This is a genomic window from Pseudomonas abietaniphila, assembly GCF_900100795.1.
Classification (GTDB): domain Bacteria; phylum Pseudomonadota; class Gammaproteobacteria; order Pseudomonadales; family Pseudomonadaceae; genus Aquipseudomonas; species Aquipseudomonas abietaniphila.
This window is the reverse complement of record NZ_FNCO01000005.1, coordinates 338,067-354,161: the sequence shown is the minus strand read 5'-3', so window position 1 is coordinate 354,161 and position 16,095 is coordinate 338,067. Positions and strand designations below refer to the sequence as shown.

Below are 16,095 nucleotides of genomic sequence, written 5' to 3'. Positions count from 1 at the left end.
GCGACAAGCGAACGTCAGAAGCGAGCAGGCGGACTTTCGGTGTTCATCCGGGCTCGATTGCTACGAAATATGTACCTCGTCACGCCTTCCCTTAATTTTCTGCAAATGCGGGTGTATCTTATCCGCCCTTCGCAAAGTCTCTCATTCAGCGCTTTGTTTCGTTTCAGGCTTTATACAGGTGCCGTGGCTGATGTCTTTCACCCGTCGACAAATTCTTGGAGGTCTGGCCGGTCTTGCTGTGGTCGGGCTCGGCGCGGGCGGGGCTTCGCGGTACTGGCTTGGGCGCACGGGGCCGGGGGAAGGGCATGACTACGAGTTGATCGCTGCGCCACTGGACGTTGAGCTGGTTTCCGGTTTCAAGACGCCCGCCTGGGCGTTTGGCGCGACGGCGCCGGGCACGGAGTTGCGGGTTCGGCAAGGTGACTGGCTGCGGGTGCGTTTCATCAATCAGTTGCCTGTGGAGACGACCATTCACTGGCATGGCATCCGGCTGCCGCTGGAGATGGACGGCGTGCCTTATGTGTCGCAGCTGCCGGTCAAGCCGGGCGAGTACTTCGACTACACATTCCGCGTGCCTGACGCGGGCAGCTACTGGTATCACCCCCACGTCAGCAGCAGCGAAGAACTGGGGCGCGGGCTGGTTGGGCCGTTGATCGTTGAGGAGCGCGAGCCGACCGGATTTGCTCATGAGCGGGTCGTCAGTCTGAAAAGCTGGCACGTGGACGAGCAGGGCGCCTTCACTGATTTCAGCGTCACTCGCGAAGCGGCTCGTGAAGGCACGGCGGGGCGGTTATCCACGATCAATGGCGTGCCGCAGGGCGTGATCGAGCTGCCTGCCGGTCAGATCACCCGCGTGCGCATTCTCAACCTCGACAACACGGTGACCTATCGCCTGAACCTGCCGGACGCCGAGGCGATGATTTATGCGCTGGACGGCAACCCGGTCAAGCCACGTCCATTGGGCAAGGATTACTGGCTCGGGCCGGGGATGCGCATCTGTCTGGCGATCAGGGCACCCGCAGCCGGTGAGGAGTTGTCGTTGCGTAACGGTCCGGTACGGTTGGGGACCTTCCGCTCGGTGGCCAGTAATGGCACGCTCGGCGAGTGGCCCCCCGAGTTGCCTGCCAATCCGGTCGCCGAGCCCGACCTGGCCAACGCCGAGAAGCTTAACTTCAACTTCGAATGGGTCGGCTCGATGTCGGTGAGTGCCGAAGGCAAGCCGCCGAGCTTGTGGCAGATCAACGGCAAAGCCTGGGACATCACGGACAAGACCTGCGCCGATCGGCCAATCGCGAGGCTGGAAAAGGGTAAGAGCTACATCTTCGAGCTGAAGAACATGACCCAGTATCAGCACCCGATTCACTTGCACGGGATGAGCTTCAAAGTGATCGCGTCCAACCGCAAGGACGTGATCCCGTATTTCACCGACACCTACCTGTTAGGTCGAAACGAGCGCGCGCGCGTCGCGCTGGTAGCGGATAATCCCGGCGTGTGGATGTTCCACTGCCATGTGATCGATCACATGGAAACCGGTCTTATGGCAGCTATTGAGGTTTCGTAATGCGGCAGCCGCACATCATTGATCGCAGCCGCGATCAGCATTTCATGCGAGAAGCACTGGCGTTGGCCGCTGAGGGAGCGCTGCTGGGCGAGGTCCCGGTGGGCGCGGTGGTGGTTCAGGACGGCGTGATCATCGGGCGCGGTTTCAACTGCCCGATCAGTGGCAGCGACCCGAGCGCGCACGCTGAAATGGTTGCAATCCGCGCTGCGGCTCAGGCGGTCAGCAACTACCGTCTGCCGGGCAGCACGCTGTATGTCACCCTCGAACCCTGCAGCATGTGCGCAGGCCTGATCGTGCATTCGCGGATCACGCGTGTGGTGTTCGGTGCCACCGAACCCAAAGCGGGCGTAGTGCAGAGCCAGGGGCAGTTCTTTGCTCAGCCGTTTCTCAACCATCGGGTACTGTTCGAAGGTGGCGTGCTGGGGGAGGAGTGCGGGGCGATGTTGAGCGAGTTTTTCAGGATGAGGCGGGCGAAGGGATGATGAGTTTTTAGCGTCTGTTGAGGTCCTGACAAATCCCCGGAGTGATCACGCAGATCCCGCTTAAAGCGGGGCCTTTTCTTCTGGCGGTTTGGTCTTGTCCACGCCCGGCACGTGCAGGTTGCCTTCAGCAACCTGACTGCCTTCCAGCTGCGGTTGGGTGACCCACGTCAGAATGTCGTAATAACGGCGGATGTTCGCGACGAAGCTGACAGGCTCGCCCCCGCGGGCGTAACCGTAGCGCGTCTTGCTGTACCACTTCTTCTGCGAGAGACGCGGCAGCATCTTTTTCACGTCCAGCCATTTGTTCGGGTTCAGGCCTTCGCTCTCCGCCATCTTGCGCGCATCGTCGAGGTGTCCCGTGCCGATGTTGTAGGACGCGAGCGCCATCCAGGTACGATCCGGTTCCTGGATGGTATCCTCAAGCTGATCCTTCACGTAGGCGAAATACTTGGCGCCACCTTGAATGCTTTGCTTGGCATCCAGCCGGTTGGAAACGCCCATCGCTTGCGCGGTGCTCTGGGTCAGCATCATCAGCCCGCGAACACCGGTCTTGGACGTCACGGCCGGCTGCCACAGCGATTCCTGATAGCCAATCGCGGCGAGCAACCGCCAGTCGACCTGTTCTTGCTTGGCGGCGGCCTGAAAATGCTTCTCGTATTTGGGGAGACGTTCCTGCAGGTGCTGGGCGAAGGTGTAGGCGCCGACGTAACCCAGCACGTCGACATGCCCGTAATAGCGGTCTTTGAGCCGCTGCAGCATGCCGTTCTTCTGCATCTTGTCGAGGAAGGTGTTGATTTCGTTCATCAGGCTGTTGTCGGCGCCCAACGCGACGGCCCAGCGCTGGTCGCGACCGTCGCCCAGATCGAACGCCACGCGCACGTTGGGGAAGTAGACCTGGTTCATCGCCAGTTCGTTGGAGTCCACCAGTGTCAGGTCGATCTGGCCTTCATCGACCATGCGCAGCAGATCGACGACTTCGACCTGATCGGATTCTTCGTAGTTGATGCCGGGATACTTGACCTTCAATGCCGCCAGTTGCTCGGCGTGACTGCTGCCTTTGAGCACCAGGATGCGTTTGCCGACCAGGTCGCCCGGGTCGGTAGGGCGCGACTGACCGTTGCGGTAGATGACCTGAGGCGTGACCTCCAGATAAGAGTGCGAGAAACGCACCTGTTTCGCGCGGTTTTCGGTGCTGACCAAACCGGCGGCTGCAAGCACGGGGCCGCCGGGCTTGTTCATCTGGTCGAACAGGTCGTCAAGGTTGTCAGCGGTTTCGATCTTCAGTTCCACGCCCAGATCGTCGGCGAAACGCTTGACCAGTTCATACTCGAAACCGGTTTCACCGTTGCGATCCTGGAAGTAGGTCGCCGGGCTGTTGCGGGTGACGACGCGCAGAACGCCATCCTCCTTGACTCGTTCCAGCGTGTTGGGTTTCTCAACACAGGCACCGAGCAGCAGGAAGATTCCGGTTGCGATGAGCCACTTGGCACAGCGTGGGCGGAAATCAGATGGGGAAAACATCGGTGCAGTATACGCAAAGCGCACTGACCGCCATATCTCGACAGCGATGATCGCGTCTGATAGAGCAGTCAGATTTTTTACTCATCTCAGTAGGAGATCCGCAAACACCGACATTCGGATGCGCAGAAGCCTTTGTTTCGGGTGCCGAAAGCCCCCGGTTTAGGCTAGAATGCACGGCCTCAAAGCACACCCCCTTCCCCGAGGCTGTCCCGACGATGTTGATCTTGCGTGGTGCTCCCGCCCTTTCCGCCTTCCGCCACAAGAAATTACTTGAGCAGTTGAACGATAAAGTTCCAGCTGTGAGTGGCCTGTACGCTGAATTCGCTCACTTCGCTGAGGTTACCGGCGTCCTGACAGAGGATGAGCAGCAAGTCCTTGCCCGTCTGTTGAAATACGGCCCGAGCGTGCCGGTTCAAGAGCCTCGTGGTCGTCTGTTCCTGGTACTGCCGCGTTTCGGCACCATTTCGCCGTGGTCGAGCAAGGCCACCGACATCGCCCGCAATTGCAGCCTGACCAAGATCCAGCGTCTTGAGCGTGGCATTGCCTTTTATGTAGAAGGTCAGTTCAGCGAAGCCGAAGCACAGATCGTCGCCGACATCCTGCACGACCGCATGACCCAACTGGTCCTGAGCGCGCTGGAACAGGCAGCGGGCTTGTTCAGCCACGCAGAGCCCAAGCCGCTGACCGCAGTCGATGTGCTGGGTGGCGGCCGCGCCGCGCTGGAAAAAGCCAACGTCGAGCTGGGCCTGGCCCTGGCCGAAGACGAAATCGATTATCTGGTCACCGCTTTCACCGGCCTGAAACGCAATCCGCACGATATCGAACTGATGATGTTCGCCCAGGCGAACTCCGAGCACTGCCGCCACAAGATCTTCAACGCCAGTTGGGACATCGACGGTCAGAGCCAGGAAAAAAGCCTGTTCGGCATGATCAAGAACACCTACCAGATGCACAACGAAGGCGTGCTGTCCGCTTACAAGGACAACGCATCGGTCATCGTCGGCAGCGTGGCGGGTCGTTTCTTCCCGAACCCTGAAACCCGCCAGTACGGTGCGGTGCAGGAGCCGGTGCACATCCTGATGAAGGTCGAGACGCACAACCACCCGACCGCGATCGCTCCGTTCCCCGGCGCATCCACCGGTTCGGGCGGCGAGATCCGCGACGAAGGCGCAACCGGCCGTGGCGCCAAGCCGAAGGCCGGCCTGACCGGTTTCACCGTTTCCAACCTGAACATTCCGGGTTTCGAGCAGCCTTGGGAAAAGCCTTACGGCAAGCCTGAGCGCATCGTCACCCCGCTGGACATCATGATCGAAGGCCCGCTGGGCGGCGCTGCGTTCAACAACGAATTCGGTCGTCCGGCGCTGACCGGTTACTTCCGTACGTTCGAGCAGTCGATCAACACCCCGCACGGTGAAGAAGTCCGTGGTTACCACAAGCCGATCATGCTGGCGGGCGGCATGGGCAACATCCGTGCAGAGCACGTGCAGAAGGGCGAAATCACGGTCGGCGCCAAGCTGATCGTGCTGGGCGGCCCGGCGATGCTGATCGGTCTGGGTGGTGGCGCGGCGTCTTCCATGGCGACCGGCACCAGCTCGGCTGATCTGGACTTCGCGTCGGTTCAGCGGGAAAACCCTGAAATGGAGCGTCGTTGTCAGGAAGTGATCGACCGCTGCTGGCAGCTGGGCGACAAGAACCCGATCGCGTTCATTCACGACGTCGGTGCAGGCGGTCTGTCCAACGCCTTCCCTGAGCTGGTCAACGATGGTGGTCGTGGCGGCCGCTTCGAATTGCGCAACGTGCCGAACGACGAGCCAGGCATGGCCCCGCTGGAAATCTGGAGCAACGAGTCTCAGGAGCGTTATGTCCTGGCCGTGAGCGCCCCTGATTTCGAACGCTTCAAAGCCATTTGCGAACGCGAGCGTTGCCCGTTTGCAGTCGTCGGTGAAGCCACCGAAGAGCCACAACTGACCGTGACCGATAGCCATTTCGGCAACAGTCCTGTGGACATGCCGCTGGAAGTTTTGCTCGGCAAGGCGCCGCGCATGCACCGTTCGGCCAACCGCGAAGCCGAGCTGGGTGACGATTTCGACCCAAGCACCCTCGACCTCGAAGAAAGCGTTCATCGCGTTCTGCATCACCCGGCCGTGGCGAGCAAGAACTTCCTGATCACCATTGGCGACCGCAGCATCACCGGCCTGGTCAATCGCGACCAGATGGTCGGCCCTTGGCAGGTGCCTGTGGCTGACGTCGCTGTTACCGCGACCAGCTTTGACGTTTACACCGGTGAAGCCATGGCCATGGGCGAGCGCACGCCGCTGGCACTGCTGGATGCGCCAGCGTCCGGTCGCATGGCGATCGGCGAGACTCTGACCAACATTGCGGCCTCGCGCATCGGCAAGATTTCCGACATCAAACTGTCGGCCAACTGGATGTCTGCGGCCGGTCACCCGGGCGAAGACGCCCGTTTGTACGACACCGTCAAAGCGGTCGGCATGGAGTTGTGCCCTGAGCTGGGCATCACCATTCCGGTGGGCAAGGACTCCATGTCCATGAAAACCCGCTGGAGCGATGAAGGTGCGGAAAAAACCGTCACCTCGCCGATGTCGCTGATCGTCACCGGCTTTGCGCCGGTCACGGACATTCGTGGCACCCTGACCCCGCAACTGCGCATGGACAAGGGTTTGACCGACCTGATCCTGATCGATCTGGGCCGCGGCCAGAACCGTATGGGTGCATCGATTCTCGCGCAGACCCACGGCAAGCTTGGCAACGCGGCACCGGACGTCGATGACGCTGAAGACCTGAAGGCGTTCTTCGCCGTGATCCAGGGCCTGAACGCCGACGGCCACCTGCTGGCTTACCACGACCGTTCCGACGGCGGTCTGATGACCACCGTGCTGGAAATGGCGTTCGCCGGTCACTGCGGTCTGAACCTGCAGCTGGACACCCTGACCGGCAAGCGTGAAAAAGTCGCGGCCATTCTCTTCAACGAAGAGCTGGGTGCGGTCATTCAGGTCCGTCACGACGCTACCCCACTGGTGCTCGCACAGTTCAGCGCTGCCGGTCTGGGCGACGACTGCGTTGCGGTCATCGGTCAGCCGGTAAACAACAGTGAAGTGACCATCAGGCTCAATGCCGAAGAGCTGTTCAAGGGTGATCGTCGTCTGCTGCAACGTCAGTGGAGCGAGACCAGCTACCAGATCCAGCGTCTGCGTGATAACGCTGACTGCGCTGATCAGGAATTCGACGCACTGCTGGAAGAAGACAACCCGGGCCTGAGCGTCAAGCTGGGCTACGACGTCAACGACGACATCGCTGCGCCTTACATCAAGAAAGGCGTGCGCCCACAAGTGGCGGTCCTGCGTGAGCAAGGTGTGAACGGTCAGGTCGAGATGGCGGCGGCGTTCGACCGCGCCGGGTTCGCTTCGGTTGACGTGCACATGAGTGACATCCTCGCGGGCCGCGTCGACCTGAACGAGTTCAAAGGTCTGGTGGCCTGCGGCGGTTTCTCCTACGGCGACGTGCTGGGTGCCGGTGAAGGCTGGGCCAAGTCGGCCCTGTTCAACAGCCGCGCCCGTGATGCCTTCCAGGGCTTCTTCGCGCGTACCGACAGCTTCGCGCTGGGCGTGTGCAACGGTTGCCAGATGATGTCCAACCTGCACGAGCTGATTCCGGGCAGCGAGTTCTGGCCACACTTCGTTCGTAACCGTTCCGAGCAGTTCGAAGCGCGCGTGGCAATGGTTGAAATCCAGAAGTCGGCGTCGATCTTCCTGCAAGGCATGGCCGGTTCGCGCATGCCCATCGCCATCGCTCACGGTGAAGGTCATGCGGAGTTCAAGTCGCCTGAGGCTTTGCTCGAAAGCGATGCGTCCGGCACGGTCGCGATGCGTTTCGTCGACAATCACGGCAAGGTTACCGAAAACTATCCGGCCAACCCGAACGGCTCGCCGCGCGGTATCACCGGCCTGACCACCCGCGACGGTCGCGTCACCATCATGATGCCGCACCCTGAGCGCGTGTTCCGAGCGGTGAACAACTCGTGGCGTCCGGACGAGTGGGCCGAAGATGGCGCGTGGATGCGCATGTTCCGCAACGCACGTGTGTGGGTCAATTAAGCGCTGATGTACAAGCTCGCTTTCTTTGTTCCATCGAGCCATGTAGAGCAGGTCAAGCGCGCAGTGTTCGCCGCCGGCGCTGGGCGAATCGGCGCGTATGACTGCTGCTCATGGCAGGTGCTCGGCCAAGGTCAGTTTCGCCCGCTGGACGGCAGTCAGCCGTTCATTGGGCAGACCGGTGAGATCGAGCACGTGGAGGAGTGGAAAGTCGAGCTGGTCGTCGACGATGCGCTGATTCAACAGGCGGTGGCTGCGCTCAAGCACAGCCACCCCTATGAAACACCCGCTTATGAAGTGTGGAAGCTGGCGGATTTTTGAGTGTGATGGATCGCCACGGACGTCTCGGTGGAAACGAATTCATTGGCAAAAATTCGTACAGTCACCACGATCCTGTGACGACACCACCCAATCAATCATGATTTCGCGCCCATAGGGATCTGCTTCGTCCTTGTGCGAGCCCGGCTGCCTGCCAGGCGGTAGTGAGCTTACGGCCGAATCTCGATCATCGTGCCGTCTTTGACCAGATCCCAGACTTCGCGGATGTCGCTGTTCTTCATCGCGATGCAGCCATTGGTCCAGTCCAGCGTGTGGAAGTACCACTCCGGGTAGTCTTCGCTGACCGGCGTGCCGTGGATCATGATCATGCTGCCCGGGTTCACACCCTCGCGGCGGGCACGGGCAGAGTCGGAGATGTTGGGGTAGGAGATGTGCAGCGACAGGTTGTAGGCGTCGCTGGTCTTGCGGTAGTCCAGCCAGTAAAAGCCTTCAGGGGTACGTTGGTCGCCTTCCTGCAGTTTCGGTCCCTTGGGCGCCTTGCCCAGTGAGATGCGGTAGGTCTTCAGCGCCTCTCCGTTGCTCATCAACTGCAACTGATGCGCGGACTTGATCACCAGAATCTTGTCGATGCTGCGCTTGGAAATGTCTTGCGTGTCCACGACCTTTCCGCCGATGAACTTCTGCTCGCTCCCTTTCGGGACGATGGTCTGAGTAAACGCCGCCTGCGACAGCGGAGCGAACGACAGACATAGAACGGCAAGCAACAAACGCATTTACACGGTATCCCTGAAGCTCGCGCGGCAATCGCGCGTCGTCATCTGATCAAGTGGTTTTAAGTGGGGGTGACACAGAAAGGCAATCGGTATGCACCGGGAATTCTTGATGCCGCCGGTCGATAAAGAAGCATTCTAGGGTACGTCGAACCGTGTGGAAAGCCAGCTCTGACCACGGAATGTCGGCCTCATCGAACAACTTCACCTCAAGGCTTTCAACGCCTGCGGCAAACTCCGCACCGGCCATGCTGGCCCGGTAGAAAATGTGCACCTGATTGATGTGCGGCACGTCGATCATTGCGTACAGGTGCAGGTCTTCCAGAAGGGCGCAGGCCTCCTCGACAGTTTCTCGTCGGGCGGCCTGTTCGACGCTTTCGCCGTTCTCCATGAAGCCTGCCGGCAGCGTCCAGTAACCCAGGCGCGGCTCGATGGCGCGACGGCACAGCAACACCTTGTCGTCCCATATCGGCAGTACACCGGCGACAATGTTCGGGTTCTGGTAATGAATCGTATGGCAGTGTTCGCACACGTAACGCGGGCGGCTATCGCCCTCGGGAATGCGCTGGATAACCTGTTCGCCGCATTGGCTGCAGAATTTCATGATCGAATCGGGTTCCTGTCGTCAGCGGCTATCTTGGCGTGCGGCGCGGGTGGTCGGCAAGTGGCGTCTTGTTAACGGCTGCCCGGATGTACTGCAAGGGGTTGGGCGCATTCGCGCTTTGGTGCATGATGCCGGGTAGGCAACAGGACGAGAATTCCCATGCTGGACGAGCTACTTAGTCGTATAAGCAGCCATACGCCGGGCACTCTGGAAACGGACAAACGCTTTCCCGAGGCGGCGGTGTTACTGCCCATCACCCGCAGCGACGAACCTGAACTGGTCTTGACCTTGCGTGCCAGCGGTCTATCGACGCACGGTGGCGAAGTGGCGTTTCCGGGTGGCCGGCGTGATCCGGAAGACCCGGACCTGATCTTCACGGCGCTGCGCGAGGCCGAAGAAGAAATCGGCCTGCCGCCTGGACTGGTCGAGATCGTCGGCCCCCTCAGTCCGCTGATCTCCAAGCACGGAATCAAAGTCACACCGTACGTGGGCGTGATTCCCGACTTCGTCGAATACCGTCCCAATGACGGCGAGATCGCTGCCGTATTTAGCGTTCCTCTGGCGTTTTTTCGAGAGGACGCCCGCGAGCACACTCACCGCATCGATTATCAGGGTCGCAGTTGGTACGTGCCGAGCTATCGTTTTGGCGAGTACAAGATCTGGGGGCTGACGGCCATCATGATTGTCGAACTCATGAACGTAATGTTCGAGAGCAATATCAGCCTCAACCATCCGCCCAAGCGCTCGATCATTCACACCTTGAAGTCCTGACCGCACTTCTTCATTCAACCGTGAGCCATGCGCTCGACCCACGGCCGCAGAGCCTTGAGGACAACAATATGAAATACCGTCTGGGGACGTCCCGTGTCCAAGCCCACCCGCAAAGCTGGATCGCGCCGACCGCCACCCTGATCGGCAACGTCAGGCTTCAGGCCAACGCCAGCGTCTGGTTCGGTGCGGTGCTGCGCGGGGATAACGAACTGATCGATATCGGCGAGAACAGCAACGTGCAAGATGGCACGGTCATACACACCGACATGGGGTCGCCGCTGACCATCGGCAGGAACGTGACCATCGGCCACAACGTCATGCTGCATGGCTGCACCGTGGACGACAACACGCTCATCGGCATCAACTCGGTGATCCTCAACGGCGCCAAAATCGGCAAATACTGCATCATCGGCGCCAACTCGCTGATCGGCGAAGGCAAGGTGATTCCGGATGGCTCGCTCGTGATGGGATCGCCCGGCAAGATCGTGCGTGAGCTGACCGACGCGCAGAAGAAAATGCTTGAGGCCAGCGCCGCGCATTACGTTCACAATGCGCAGCGTTACGCACGCGATCTGGCGCCACAGGAAGACTGATGTCCACCGACCCTACACAACACGAGAAACCCGTTCGTTCGCCCTGCGTGAGCATCTGTGCGCTGGACGAGGCCGATATCTGCGTCGGCTGCCAGCGCACCGTTGCGGAAATCACCGGCTGGAGTCGCATGAGCAACGAGGCGCGGCGCGCAGTGCTGGTGCTCTGTGATGATCGCGCCAAGGCCAGCGGGATGATGTTCTCGGTGCCCGCTCGCTGAGGCGCCCGTCCGCGGTCGCACCCCAATCCCCGGCCTTCGTGGTAAATTGCGCGCCTTTCTCCCCTGCGGTTGCTCGTCCATGGCGGGCTGCCCTCGATATCTGCTCCACGAGGACCTGTGATGACTCAAATCGGAACTCCACTGTCGCCGACCGCGACCCGCGTATTGCTCTGCGGTTGCGGTGAGCTGGGCAAGGAAGTGGTGATCGAACTGCAACGCCTGGGCGTTGAAGTGATTGCCGTCGACCGTTACGCCAATGCTCCGGCCATGCAAGTCGCGCACCGCAGTCATGTGATTAACATGCTCGACGGCGCCGCGCTGCGTGCCGTGATCGAGGCCGAGAAGCCGCATTACATCGTCCCGGAAATCGAAGCGATCGCCACCGCGACGCTGGTGGAGCTGGAGTCCGAAGGTTTCACCGTGATCCCGACGGCGCGTGCCGCACAGCTGACCATGAACCGCGAAGGCATTCGCCGTCTGGCGGCTGAAGAGCTGGATCTGCCGACCTCGCCGTATCACTTTGCCGACACTTTCGAAGACTACAAGAAAGCCGTCGAAGACCTGGGCTTCCCGTGCGTCGTCAAGCCGGTCATGAGCTCGTCGGGCAAGGGGCAGAGCCTGTTGAAAACCGACGCTGATATCCAGAAGGCGTGGGATTACGCGCAGGAAGGCGGTCGTGCCGGCAAAGGCCGCGTGATCATCGAAGGCTTCATCGACTTCGACTACGAAATCACCCTGCTGACCGTGCGTCACGTCGGCGGCACTACGTTCTGCGCGCCGGTCGGCCACCGTCAGGAGAAGGGCGACTATCAGGAATCCTGGCAGCCACAAGCCATGAGTCCGATTGCACTGGCGGAGTCCGAGCGCGTTGCCAAGGCCGTGACCGAAGCACTGGGCGGCCGCGGCCTGTTTGGCGTCGAGCTGTTCATCAAGGGCGATCAAGTCTGGTTCAGCGAAGTGTCGCCGCGTCCTCACGACACCGGTCTTGTCACCCTGATTTCCCAGGACCTGTCGCAGTTCGCGCTGCACGCTCGCGCGATTCTGGGCCTGCCGATTCCGTTGATCCGCCAGTTCGGCCCATCGGCCTCGGCGGTGATTCTGGTGGAAGGCACATCGACCCAGACCGCCTTCGCCAACCTGGAACAAGCCCTGAGCGAGCCAGACACCGCGCTGCGTCTGTTCGGCAAGCCTGAAGTCAACGGCCAGCGCCGCATGGGTGTGGCCCTGGCGCGTGACGTGTCGATCGAAGCCGCGCGCGGCAAGGCGACCCGCTCGTCGATGGCCGTCAAGGTTCAGCTGTAAGCGTTCCCGCAACAAAAAAACGGCGCCCTCAGTGGCGCCGTTTTTGTGTGTGGCTTACGCGGTGCCGTGTAGGAGCGCGCTTGCCCGCGATTGCGGTGGGTCAACACCCCATTTTTACCTGACACACCGCAATCGCGGGCAAGCGCGCTCCTACAGATCAGGCATTACCTGATCGTATCCAGATCCGCATGACGGGTTTCTTTCAGGCACAGCACCGCGATCACGCTGATCAGTGCCGCGGCTGATACATAGCCGCCGACCCAGCTCAATCCACCCATCTCTACCAGTTTCTGTGCGAAGAACGGTGCAACCGACGCGCCGACGATCCCACCGATGTTGTAGGCCGCCGACGCGCCGGTATAGCGCACGCGAGTGGGAAACAGTTCAGGCAACATCGCGCCCATCGGTGCGAACGTCACGCCCATCAGGAACAACTCGATCGACAGGAACAGTGTCACGGCCCAGGTCGTGCCATGTGTCAGCAGCGGTTCCATCAGAAAACCCGACAGAATTGCCAGTACACCACCAATGATCAGTACCGGCTTGCGCCCGAAACGGTCACTGGCCCATGCGGAAAGCGGGGTGGCCAGTGCCATGAACAGCACGGCAAAACACAGCATGGCCAAGAACGACTCACGGCTGTAGCCCAGCGTCTTGACCCCGTAGCTCAGGGAGAACACGGTCGAGATATAGAACAGCGCGTAACACACCACCATCGACGCCGCGCCCAGCAGCATCGGCGCCCAGTATTGCGAAAACAGCTCGGCAATCGGCATTTTCAGGCGTTCATTGCGCGCGATGGCTTTGGCGAAGACCGGTGTTTCTTCCAGCTTCAGGCGCACGTACAAACCAATTACGACCAGCACCGCGCTGAGCAGGAACGGAACGCGCCAGCCCCACGAGCGGAATTGTTCGTCGGTCAGGGTCATGGCCAGCGTCAGAAACAGGCCATTGGCCGCGAGGAAACCGATCGAAGGGCCGAGTTGCGGGAACATGCCGAACCAGGCGCGTTTGCCTTTGGGTGCATTCTCGGTGGCGAGCAATGCGGCACCGCCCCATTCGCCACCCAGTCCGAGCCCTTGGCCAAAACGCAGGACGCACAGCAGGATCGGCGCCCACGAGCCTATGGCTTCATAGCCGGGCAACACGCCGATCAGGGTGGTGCAGATGCCCATCAGCAGCAAAGAAGCGACCAGTGTCGATTTACGGCCGATGCGGTCGCCAAAGTGGCCGAACAGCGCGGAGCCCAGCGGGCGCGCCAGAAACGCGATACCGAAGGTCAGAAATGCCGACAGCATCTGTGCGGTGCTGGAAGTCTGCGGGAAGAACACCGGCCCGATCACCAGCGCCGCGGCGGTGGCGTAGACGTAGAAGTCATAGAACTCGATGGCGGTGCCAATGAAGCTGGCGGTGGCCACGCGGGCGGCGGAGTTGGCAGGACGTGCCTCGCGCTCGTCGCTTGGCTGATAGGTGGAAGTGCTGGTCATGCGGGTATCCCTGGCAGTCATCTTGCCTGTCAGCGAGGAACGAAAGATCGTACGCGCGCTGGAGCAATCGTTAATTATTTTTGGGTACAGCGCTGAACAGACTAGCCCGGATGCGGGCGAAGGCGACTGGCGACGCTCGGGATATGAGCTGGCCAGGGTGTTGCGTGAAGACGTCAGGCTGAGTGACTGGCCGGATCGCGCTTTGTGCGGGTAGCACGCGGATCGGCGGGGCTGGGTAAGCGGCTCGATTATAGGAAGGGCGTCAGCGCGGAAACAAGTGTTTCAAACGCGCTTTAGATCACGTCTTTGGTGCGGGTGTTCTGCCACATGAGCACACGAGTGACGCGGTTGTCCTCGGTTTCGAGGGTTTCCAGCCGATACGGGCCGATTTTCAAACACACGGAGCTGTCGGGAATGGTTTCCAGCGCTTCGGTGATCAGTCCGTTGAGGGTTTTCGGGCCGTCGGCAGGAAGGTGCCAACTGAGGGTCTTGTTCAGGTCGCGAATCGACGCCGCGCCATCCACTACCAGACGCCCGTCGGGCTGTGGGTGGATGTGCGGATTGTCGAGGGATTGCTCGCTTTCGAATTCGCCGACGATCTCCTCGAGAATGTCTTCCAGGCTGACGATGCCCAGCACTTCCCCGTATTCGTCGACCACGACGCCCATGCGTCGCTGCTGCTTGTGGAAGTTGAGCAGTTGCAGCTGCAGCGGGGTGCTTTCCGGCACGAAGTAAGGTTCATAGCAGGCGGCTTTCAGCGCCTCTTTGGTCAATTCCCCGCGCGGCAGCAGATGGCTGATCATGCGGGTATTGAGCACGCCTTCAACCTGGTTGATGTCGTTGTGGTAGACCGGCAGACGGGTGTGGCGCGAAATGATCAGCTTGTCGGCGATCTCTTCAATGGTGTCATCCAGATTGATGCCGTCCACTTCACTGCGCGGCACGAGAATGTCGTTGACGCTCATGCTGTCCAGCGCATGAATCCCTGAAATGATGTGCGCGCGACCAAACTGGCTTTCGTTGTCCTGATAGATCGTGGGGCCCATGTCGTCGTCATCGTCGGTGTCGTCTGGCCGGCGTTTCGACAGGAACGGGCGCAACAGCAGCTTGGCGATGTTCTTGTAAATCCAGGTCAGCGGACGCAGCAGGCGAACGGGAATGCGCAGGACATTGTTGCCCAGCAGCAGGATCGCCTCGGGACGACGTGCGGCCAGTTTGCGTGGAATGAATTCGGTGACGGTGACCAGCACGCTGGCGACCGCGAGCCAGGCAATCAGTGGGCCATGGAAATACCACTGACTGATGGCCAGCAGCGTAGCCAGCACGGTGATCAACACCTTGAGCAGCGTGTTGCCCAGAATCAGACTGTTGAGGTTGAACGCCAGCGTCGGTTTGGGCGGCTCGGACGAGCGCGGATTGACCGGCACGGCGCGCAGGTTGTGGTGAGCCGCTTCGACTGCCGTGAACAGCGCTGACCACAAGGTGAGCAGGGCGAGCAGCGCAAGCATCGTGCCGGTGGGCAGGTTATCCATGGTCGGCGCCCGTCAGATGTGCAGGATGTATTCGCGGACGAGCTTGCTGCCGAAATAGGCCAGCATCAACAGCAGAAAGCCGCCCAGGGTCCAGCGAATGGCTTTGTGGCCGCGCCAGCCCAGACGCGTGCGCCCCCACAACAGCACACTGAACACGATCCACGCCAAGATCGACAGCAAGGTCTTGTGCACCAGGTGCTGGGCAAACAGGTTCTCGACGAACAGCCAGCCGGAGATCAGCGACATCGAAAGCAGGGTCCAGCCGGCCCACAGGAAACCGAACAGCAGGCTTTCCATGGTTTGCAGCGGCGGGAAGTTCCGGATCAGGCCGGAAGGGTGTTTGTTCTTCAATTGATGGTTCTGCAGCAGGAGCAGCAGCGCCTGGAACACGGCGATGGTGAACATGCCATACGCCAGGATCGACAGCAGGATGTGCCCGATCAGGCCTTGCTCCGCGACGATCGGCTGCAGCGTGCCGGGCGGTGCGAACTGCGCCATCAGCGTGGTCAGGATACCCAGCGGAAATAGCAGGATCAGCAGGATTTCCACGGGAATGCGGATGCACGCCAACATGGTCACGATGATCACCGCCACGGCAATCAGGCTGGCGGCGCTGAAAAAGTCCAGGCCCAGGCCGATCGGGCGCACCAACTGGCCGAAAAGCGCACTGGTCTGACAGGCAACAGCCAGGGTGCCGATCAGGCACAGCAGCCATTTATCGGCCTTTTTGCCCTGACGCAGGCGAGTACCTTGATAGAGGGTCGCAGCGGCGTAGAGAACGGCGGCGGCGAGGCTGAATAGCAAACTCGGTGACAAGGGGAACATAGATCCTGATGGGCGTGCCCGAAAGCCGCTGAGTTTGG

Annotated in this window: 14 protein-coding genes; 8 read left to right on the top strand and 6 right to left on the bottom strand. The window is 60.7% G+C overall.

All coding sequences use genetic code 11. From position 1 onward, the window contains the following. The first annotated feature begins 190 nt into the window (after positions 1-190). A complete protein-coding gene (locus tag BLS87_RS12600; protein ID WP_074752815.1) occupies positions 191-1,561 on the top strand; it encodes a multicopper oxidase family protein in 1,371 nt (456 codons plus the stop codon). Next, positions 1,561-2,043 (top strand): tRNA adenosine(34) deaminase TadA, encoded by a 483-nt coding sequence (gene tadA / locus BLS87_RS12595; RefSeq protein ID WP_074752814.1) that lies wholly within the window; start codon positions 1,561-1,563, stop codon positions 2,041-2,043. Before BLS87_RS12600 ends, tadA begins: the two co-directional genes overlap by 1 nt. Before the next feature lie 60 nt (positions 2,044-2,103). Here tadA and mltF read toward each other — a convergent pair whose 3' ends face one another. Further along, positions 2,104-3,564, bottom strand: a complete 1,461-nt coding sequence (mltF, locus tag BLS87_RS12590) for a membrane-bound lytic murein transglycosylase MltF (protein ID WP_074752813.1) — start codon at positions 3,562-3,564, stop codon at positions 2,104-2,106. A gap of 215 nt (positions 3,565-3,779) precedes the next feature. Here mltF and purL point away from each other — a divergent pair, with 215 nt between their 5' ends. Together purL and BLS87_RS12580 are read left to right on the top strand one after the other, a co-directional pair. Further along, on the top strand, positions 3,780-7,679 hold the full coding sequence (purL, locus tag BLS87_RS12585; protein ID WP_074752812.1) for a phosphoribosylformylglycinamidine synthase: 3,900 nt from the start codon (positions 3,780-3,782) through the stop codon (positions 7,677-7,679). A 6-nt stretch (positions 7,680-7,685) separates the two neighbouring features. Then, entirely contained in the window at positions 7,686-7,997 is a 312-nt protein-coding gene (locus tag BLS87_RS12580; RefSeq protein ID WP_074752811.1) for a YqfO family protein, read from the top strand. A gap of 167 nt (positions 7,998-8,164) precedes the next feature. Here BLS87_RS12580 and BLS87_RS12575 read toward each other — a convergent pair whose 3' ends face one another. Beyond that, a complete protein-coding gene (locus tag BLS87_RS12575; RefSeq protein ID WP_074752810.1) occupies positions 8,165-8,728 on the bottom strand; it encodes a L,D-transpeptidase family protein in 564 nt (187 codons plus the stop codon). Between the two features lie 49 nt (positions 8,729-8,777). Beyond that, positions 8,778-9,329: an NUDIX hydrolase gene (locus BLS87_RS12570; RefSeq protein ID WP_074752809.1), complete on the bottom strand. Its 552-nt coding sequence runs from the start codon at positions 9,327-9,329 to the stop codon at positions 8,778-8,780. Between the two features lie 159 nt (positions 9,330-9,488). Between BLS87_RS12570 and BLS87_RS12565 the strand changes: the two genes are divergently transcribed. The 4 genes from BLS87_RS12565 (at position 9,489) to purT (ending at position 12,213) form a co-directional block, all read left to right on the top strand. Further along, positions 9,489-10,100 (top strand): CoA pyrophosphatase, encoded by a 612-nt coding sequence (locus BLS87_RS12565; protein WP_074752808.1) that lies wholly within the window; start codon positions 9,489-9,491, stop codon positions 10,098-10,100. Positions 10,101-10,168: 68 nt separating this feature from the next. Next, positions 10,169-10,693, top strand: a complete 525-nt coding sequence (locus BLS87_RS12560; protein WP_074752807.1) for a gamma carbonic anhydrase family protein — start codon at positions 10,169-10,171, stop codon at positions 10,691-10,693. Beyond that, complete coding sequence (locus BLS87_RS12555) at positions 10,693-10,911, top strand: DUF1289 domain-containing protein (RefSeq protein WP_074752806.1); 219 nt, start codon at positions 10,693-10,695, stop codon at positions 10,909-10,911. The genes BLS87_RS12560 and BLS87_RS12555 overlap by 1 nt, the downstream gene beginning before the upstream one ends. 120 nt (positions 10,912-11,031) lie before the next feature. Beyond that, positions 11,032-12,213 carry a formate-dependent phosphoribosylglycinamide formyltransferase gene (gene purT / locus BLS87_RS12550; protein WP_074752805.1) on the top strand — a complete coding sequence of 394 codons (1,182 nt, stop codon included), beginning with the start codon at positions 11,032-11,034 and terminating at the stop codon, positions 12,211-12,213. A 164-nt stretch (positions 12,214-12,377) separates the two neighbouring features. Here the strand turns inward: purT and BLS87_RS12545 are convergent, their stop codons facing one another. The 3 genes from BLS87_RS12545 to BLS87_RS12530 form a co-directional block, all read right to left on the bottom strand. Next, a complete protein-coding gene (locus tag BLS87_RS12545) occupies positions 12,378-13,700 on the bottom strand; it encodes an MFS transporter (RefSeq protein WP_074752804.1) in 1,323 nt (440 codons plus the stop codon). 293 nt (positions 13,701-13,993) lie between these two features. After that, the gene (locus tag BLS87_RS12535) at positions 13,994-15,232 is read right to left on the bottom strand and encodes a transporter associated domain-containing protein (protein ID WP_074752802.1); all 1,239 of its coding nucleotides are present in this window, start codon (positions 15,230-15,232) and stop codon (positions 13,994-13,996) included. A 12-nt stretch (positions 15,233-15,244) separates the two neighbouring features. Then, complete coding sequence (locus tag BLS87_RS12530) at positions 15,245-16,057, bottom strand: cytochrome C assembly family protein (protein ID WP_074752801.1); 813 nt, start codon at positions 16,055-16,057, stop codon at positions 15,245-15,247. Positions 16,058-16,095 lie beyond the last annotated feature (38 nt).

Bases quoted from the DNA above. Each gene is read 5' to 3' on its own strand.
- BLS87_RS12600 (WP_074752815.1), top strand. From the start codon at position 191: ATGTCTTTCACCCGTCGACAAATTCTTGGAGGTCTGGCCGGTCTTGCT.
- tadA (WP_074752814.1), top strand. From the start codon at position 1,561: ATGCGGCAGCCGCACATCATTGATCGCAGCCGCGATCAGCATTTCATG.
- mltF (WP_074752813.1), bottom strand. From the start codon at position 3,564: ATGTTTTCCCCATCTGATTTCCGCCCACGCTGTGCCAAGTGGCTCATC.
- purL (WP_074752812.1), top strand. From the start codon at position 3,780: ATGTTGATCTTGCGTGGTGCTCCCGCCCTTTCCGCCTTCCGCCACAAG.
- BLS87_RS12580 (WP_074752811.1), top strand. From the start codon at position 7,686: ATGTACAAGCTCGCTTTCTTTGTTCCATCGAGCCATGTAGAGCAGGTC.
- BLS87_RS12575 (WP_074752810.1), bottom strand. From the start codon at position 8,728: ATGCGTTTGTTGCTTGCCGTTCTATGTCTGTCGTTCGCTCCGCTGTCG.
- BLS87_RS12570 (WP_074752809.1), bottom strand. From the start codon at position 9,329: ATGAAATTCTGCAGCCAATGCGGCGAACAGGTTATCCAGCGCATTCCC.
- BLS87_RS12565 (WP_074752808.1), top strand. From the start codon at position 9,489: ATGCTGGACGAGCTACTTAGTCGTATAAGCAGCCATACGCCGGGCACT.
- BLS87_RS12560 (WP_074752807.1), top strand. From the start codon at position 10,169: ATGAAATACCGTCTGGGGACGTCCCGTGTCCAAGCCCACCCGCAAAGC.
- BLS87_RS12555 (WP_074752806.1), top strand. From the start codon at position 10,693: ATGTCCACCGACCCTACACAACACGAGAAACCCGTTCGTTCGCCCTGC.
- purT (WP_074752805.1), top strand. From the start codon at position 11,032: ATGACTCAAATCGGAACTCCACTGTCGCCGACCGCGACCCGCGTATTG.
- BLS87_RS12545 (WP_074752804.1), bottom strand. From the start codon at position 13,700: ATGACCAGCACTTCCACCTATCAGCCAAGCGACGAGCGCGAGGCACGT.
- BLS87_RS12535 (WP_074752802.1), bottom strand. From the start codon at position 15,232: ATGGATAACCTGCCCACCGGCACGATGCTTGCGCTGCTCGCCCTGCTC.
- BLS87_RS12530 (WP_074752801.1), bottom strand. From the start codon at position 16,057: ATGTTCCCCTTGTCACCGAGTTTGCTATTCAGCCTCGCCGCCGCCGTT.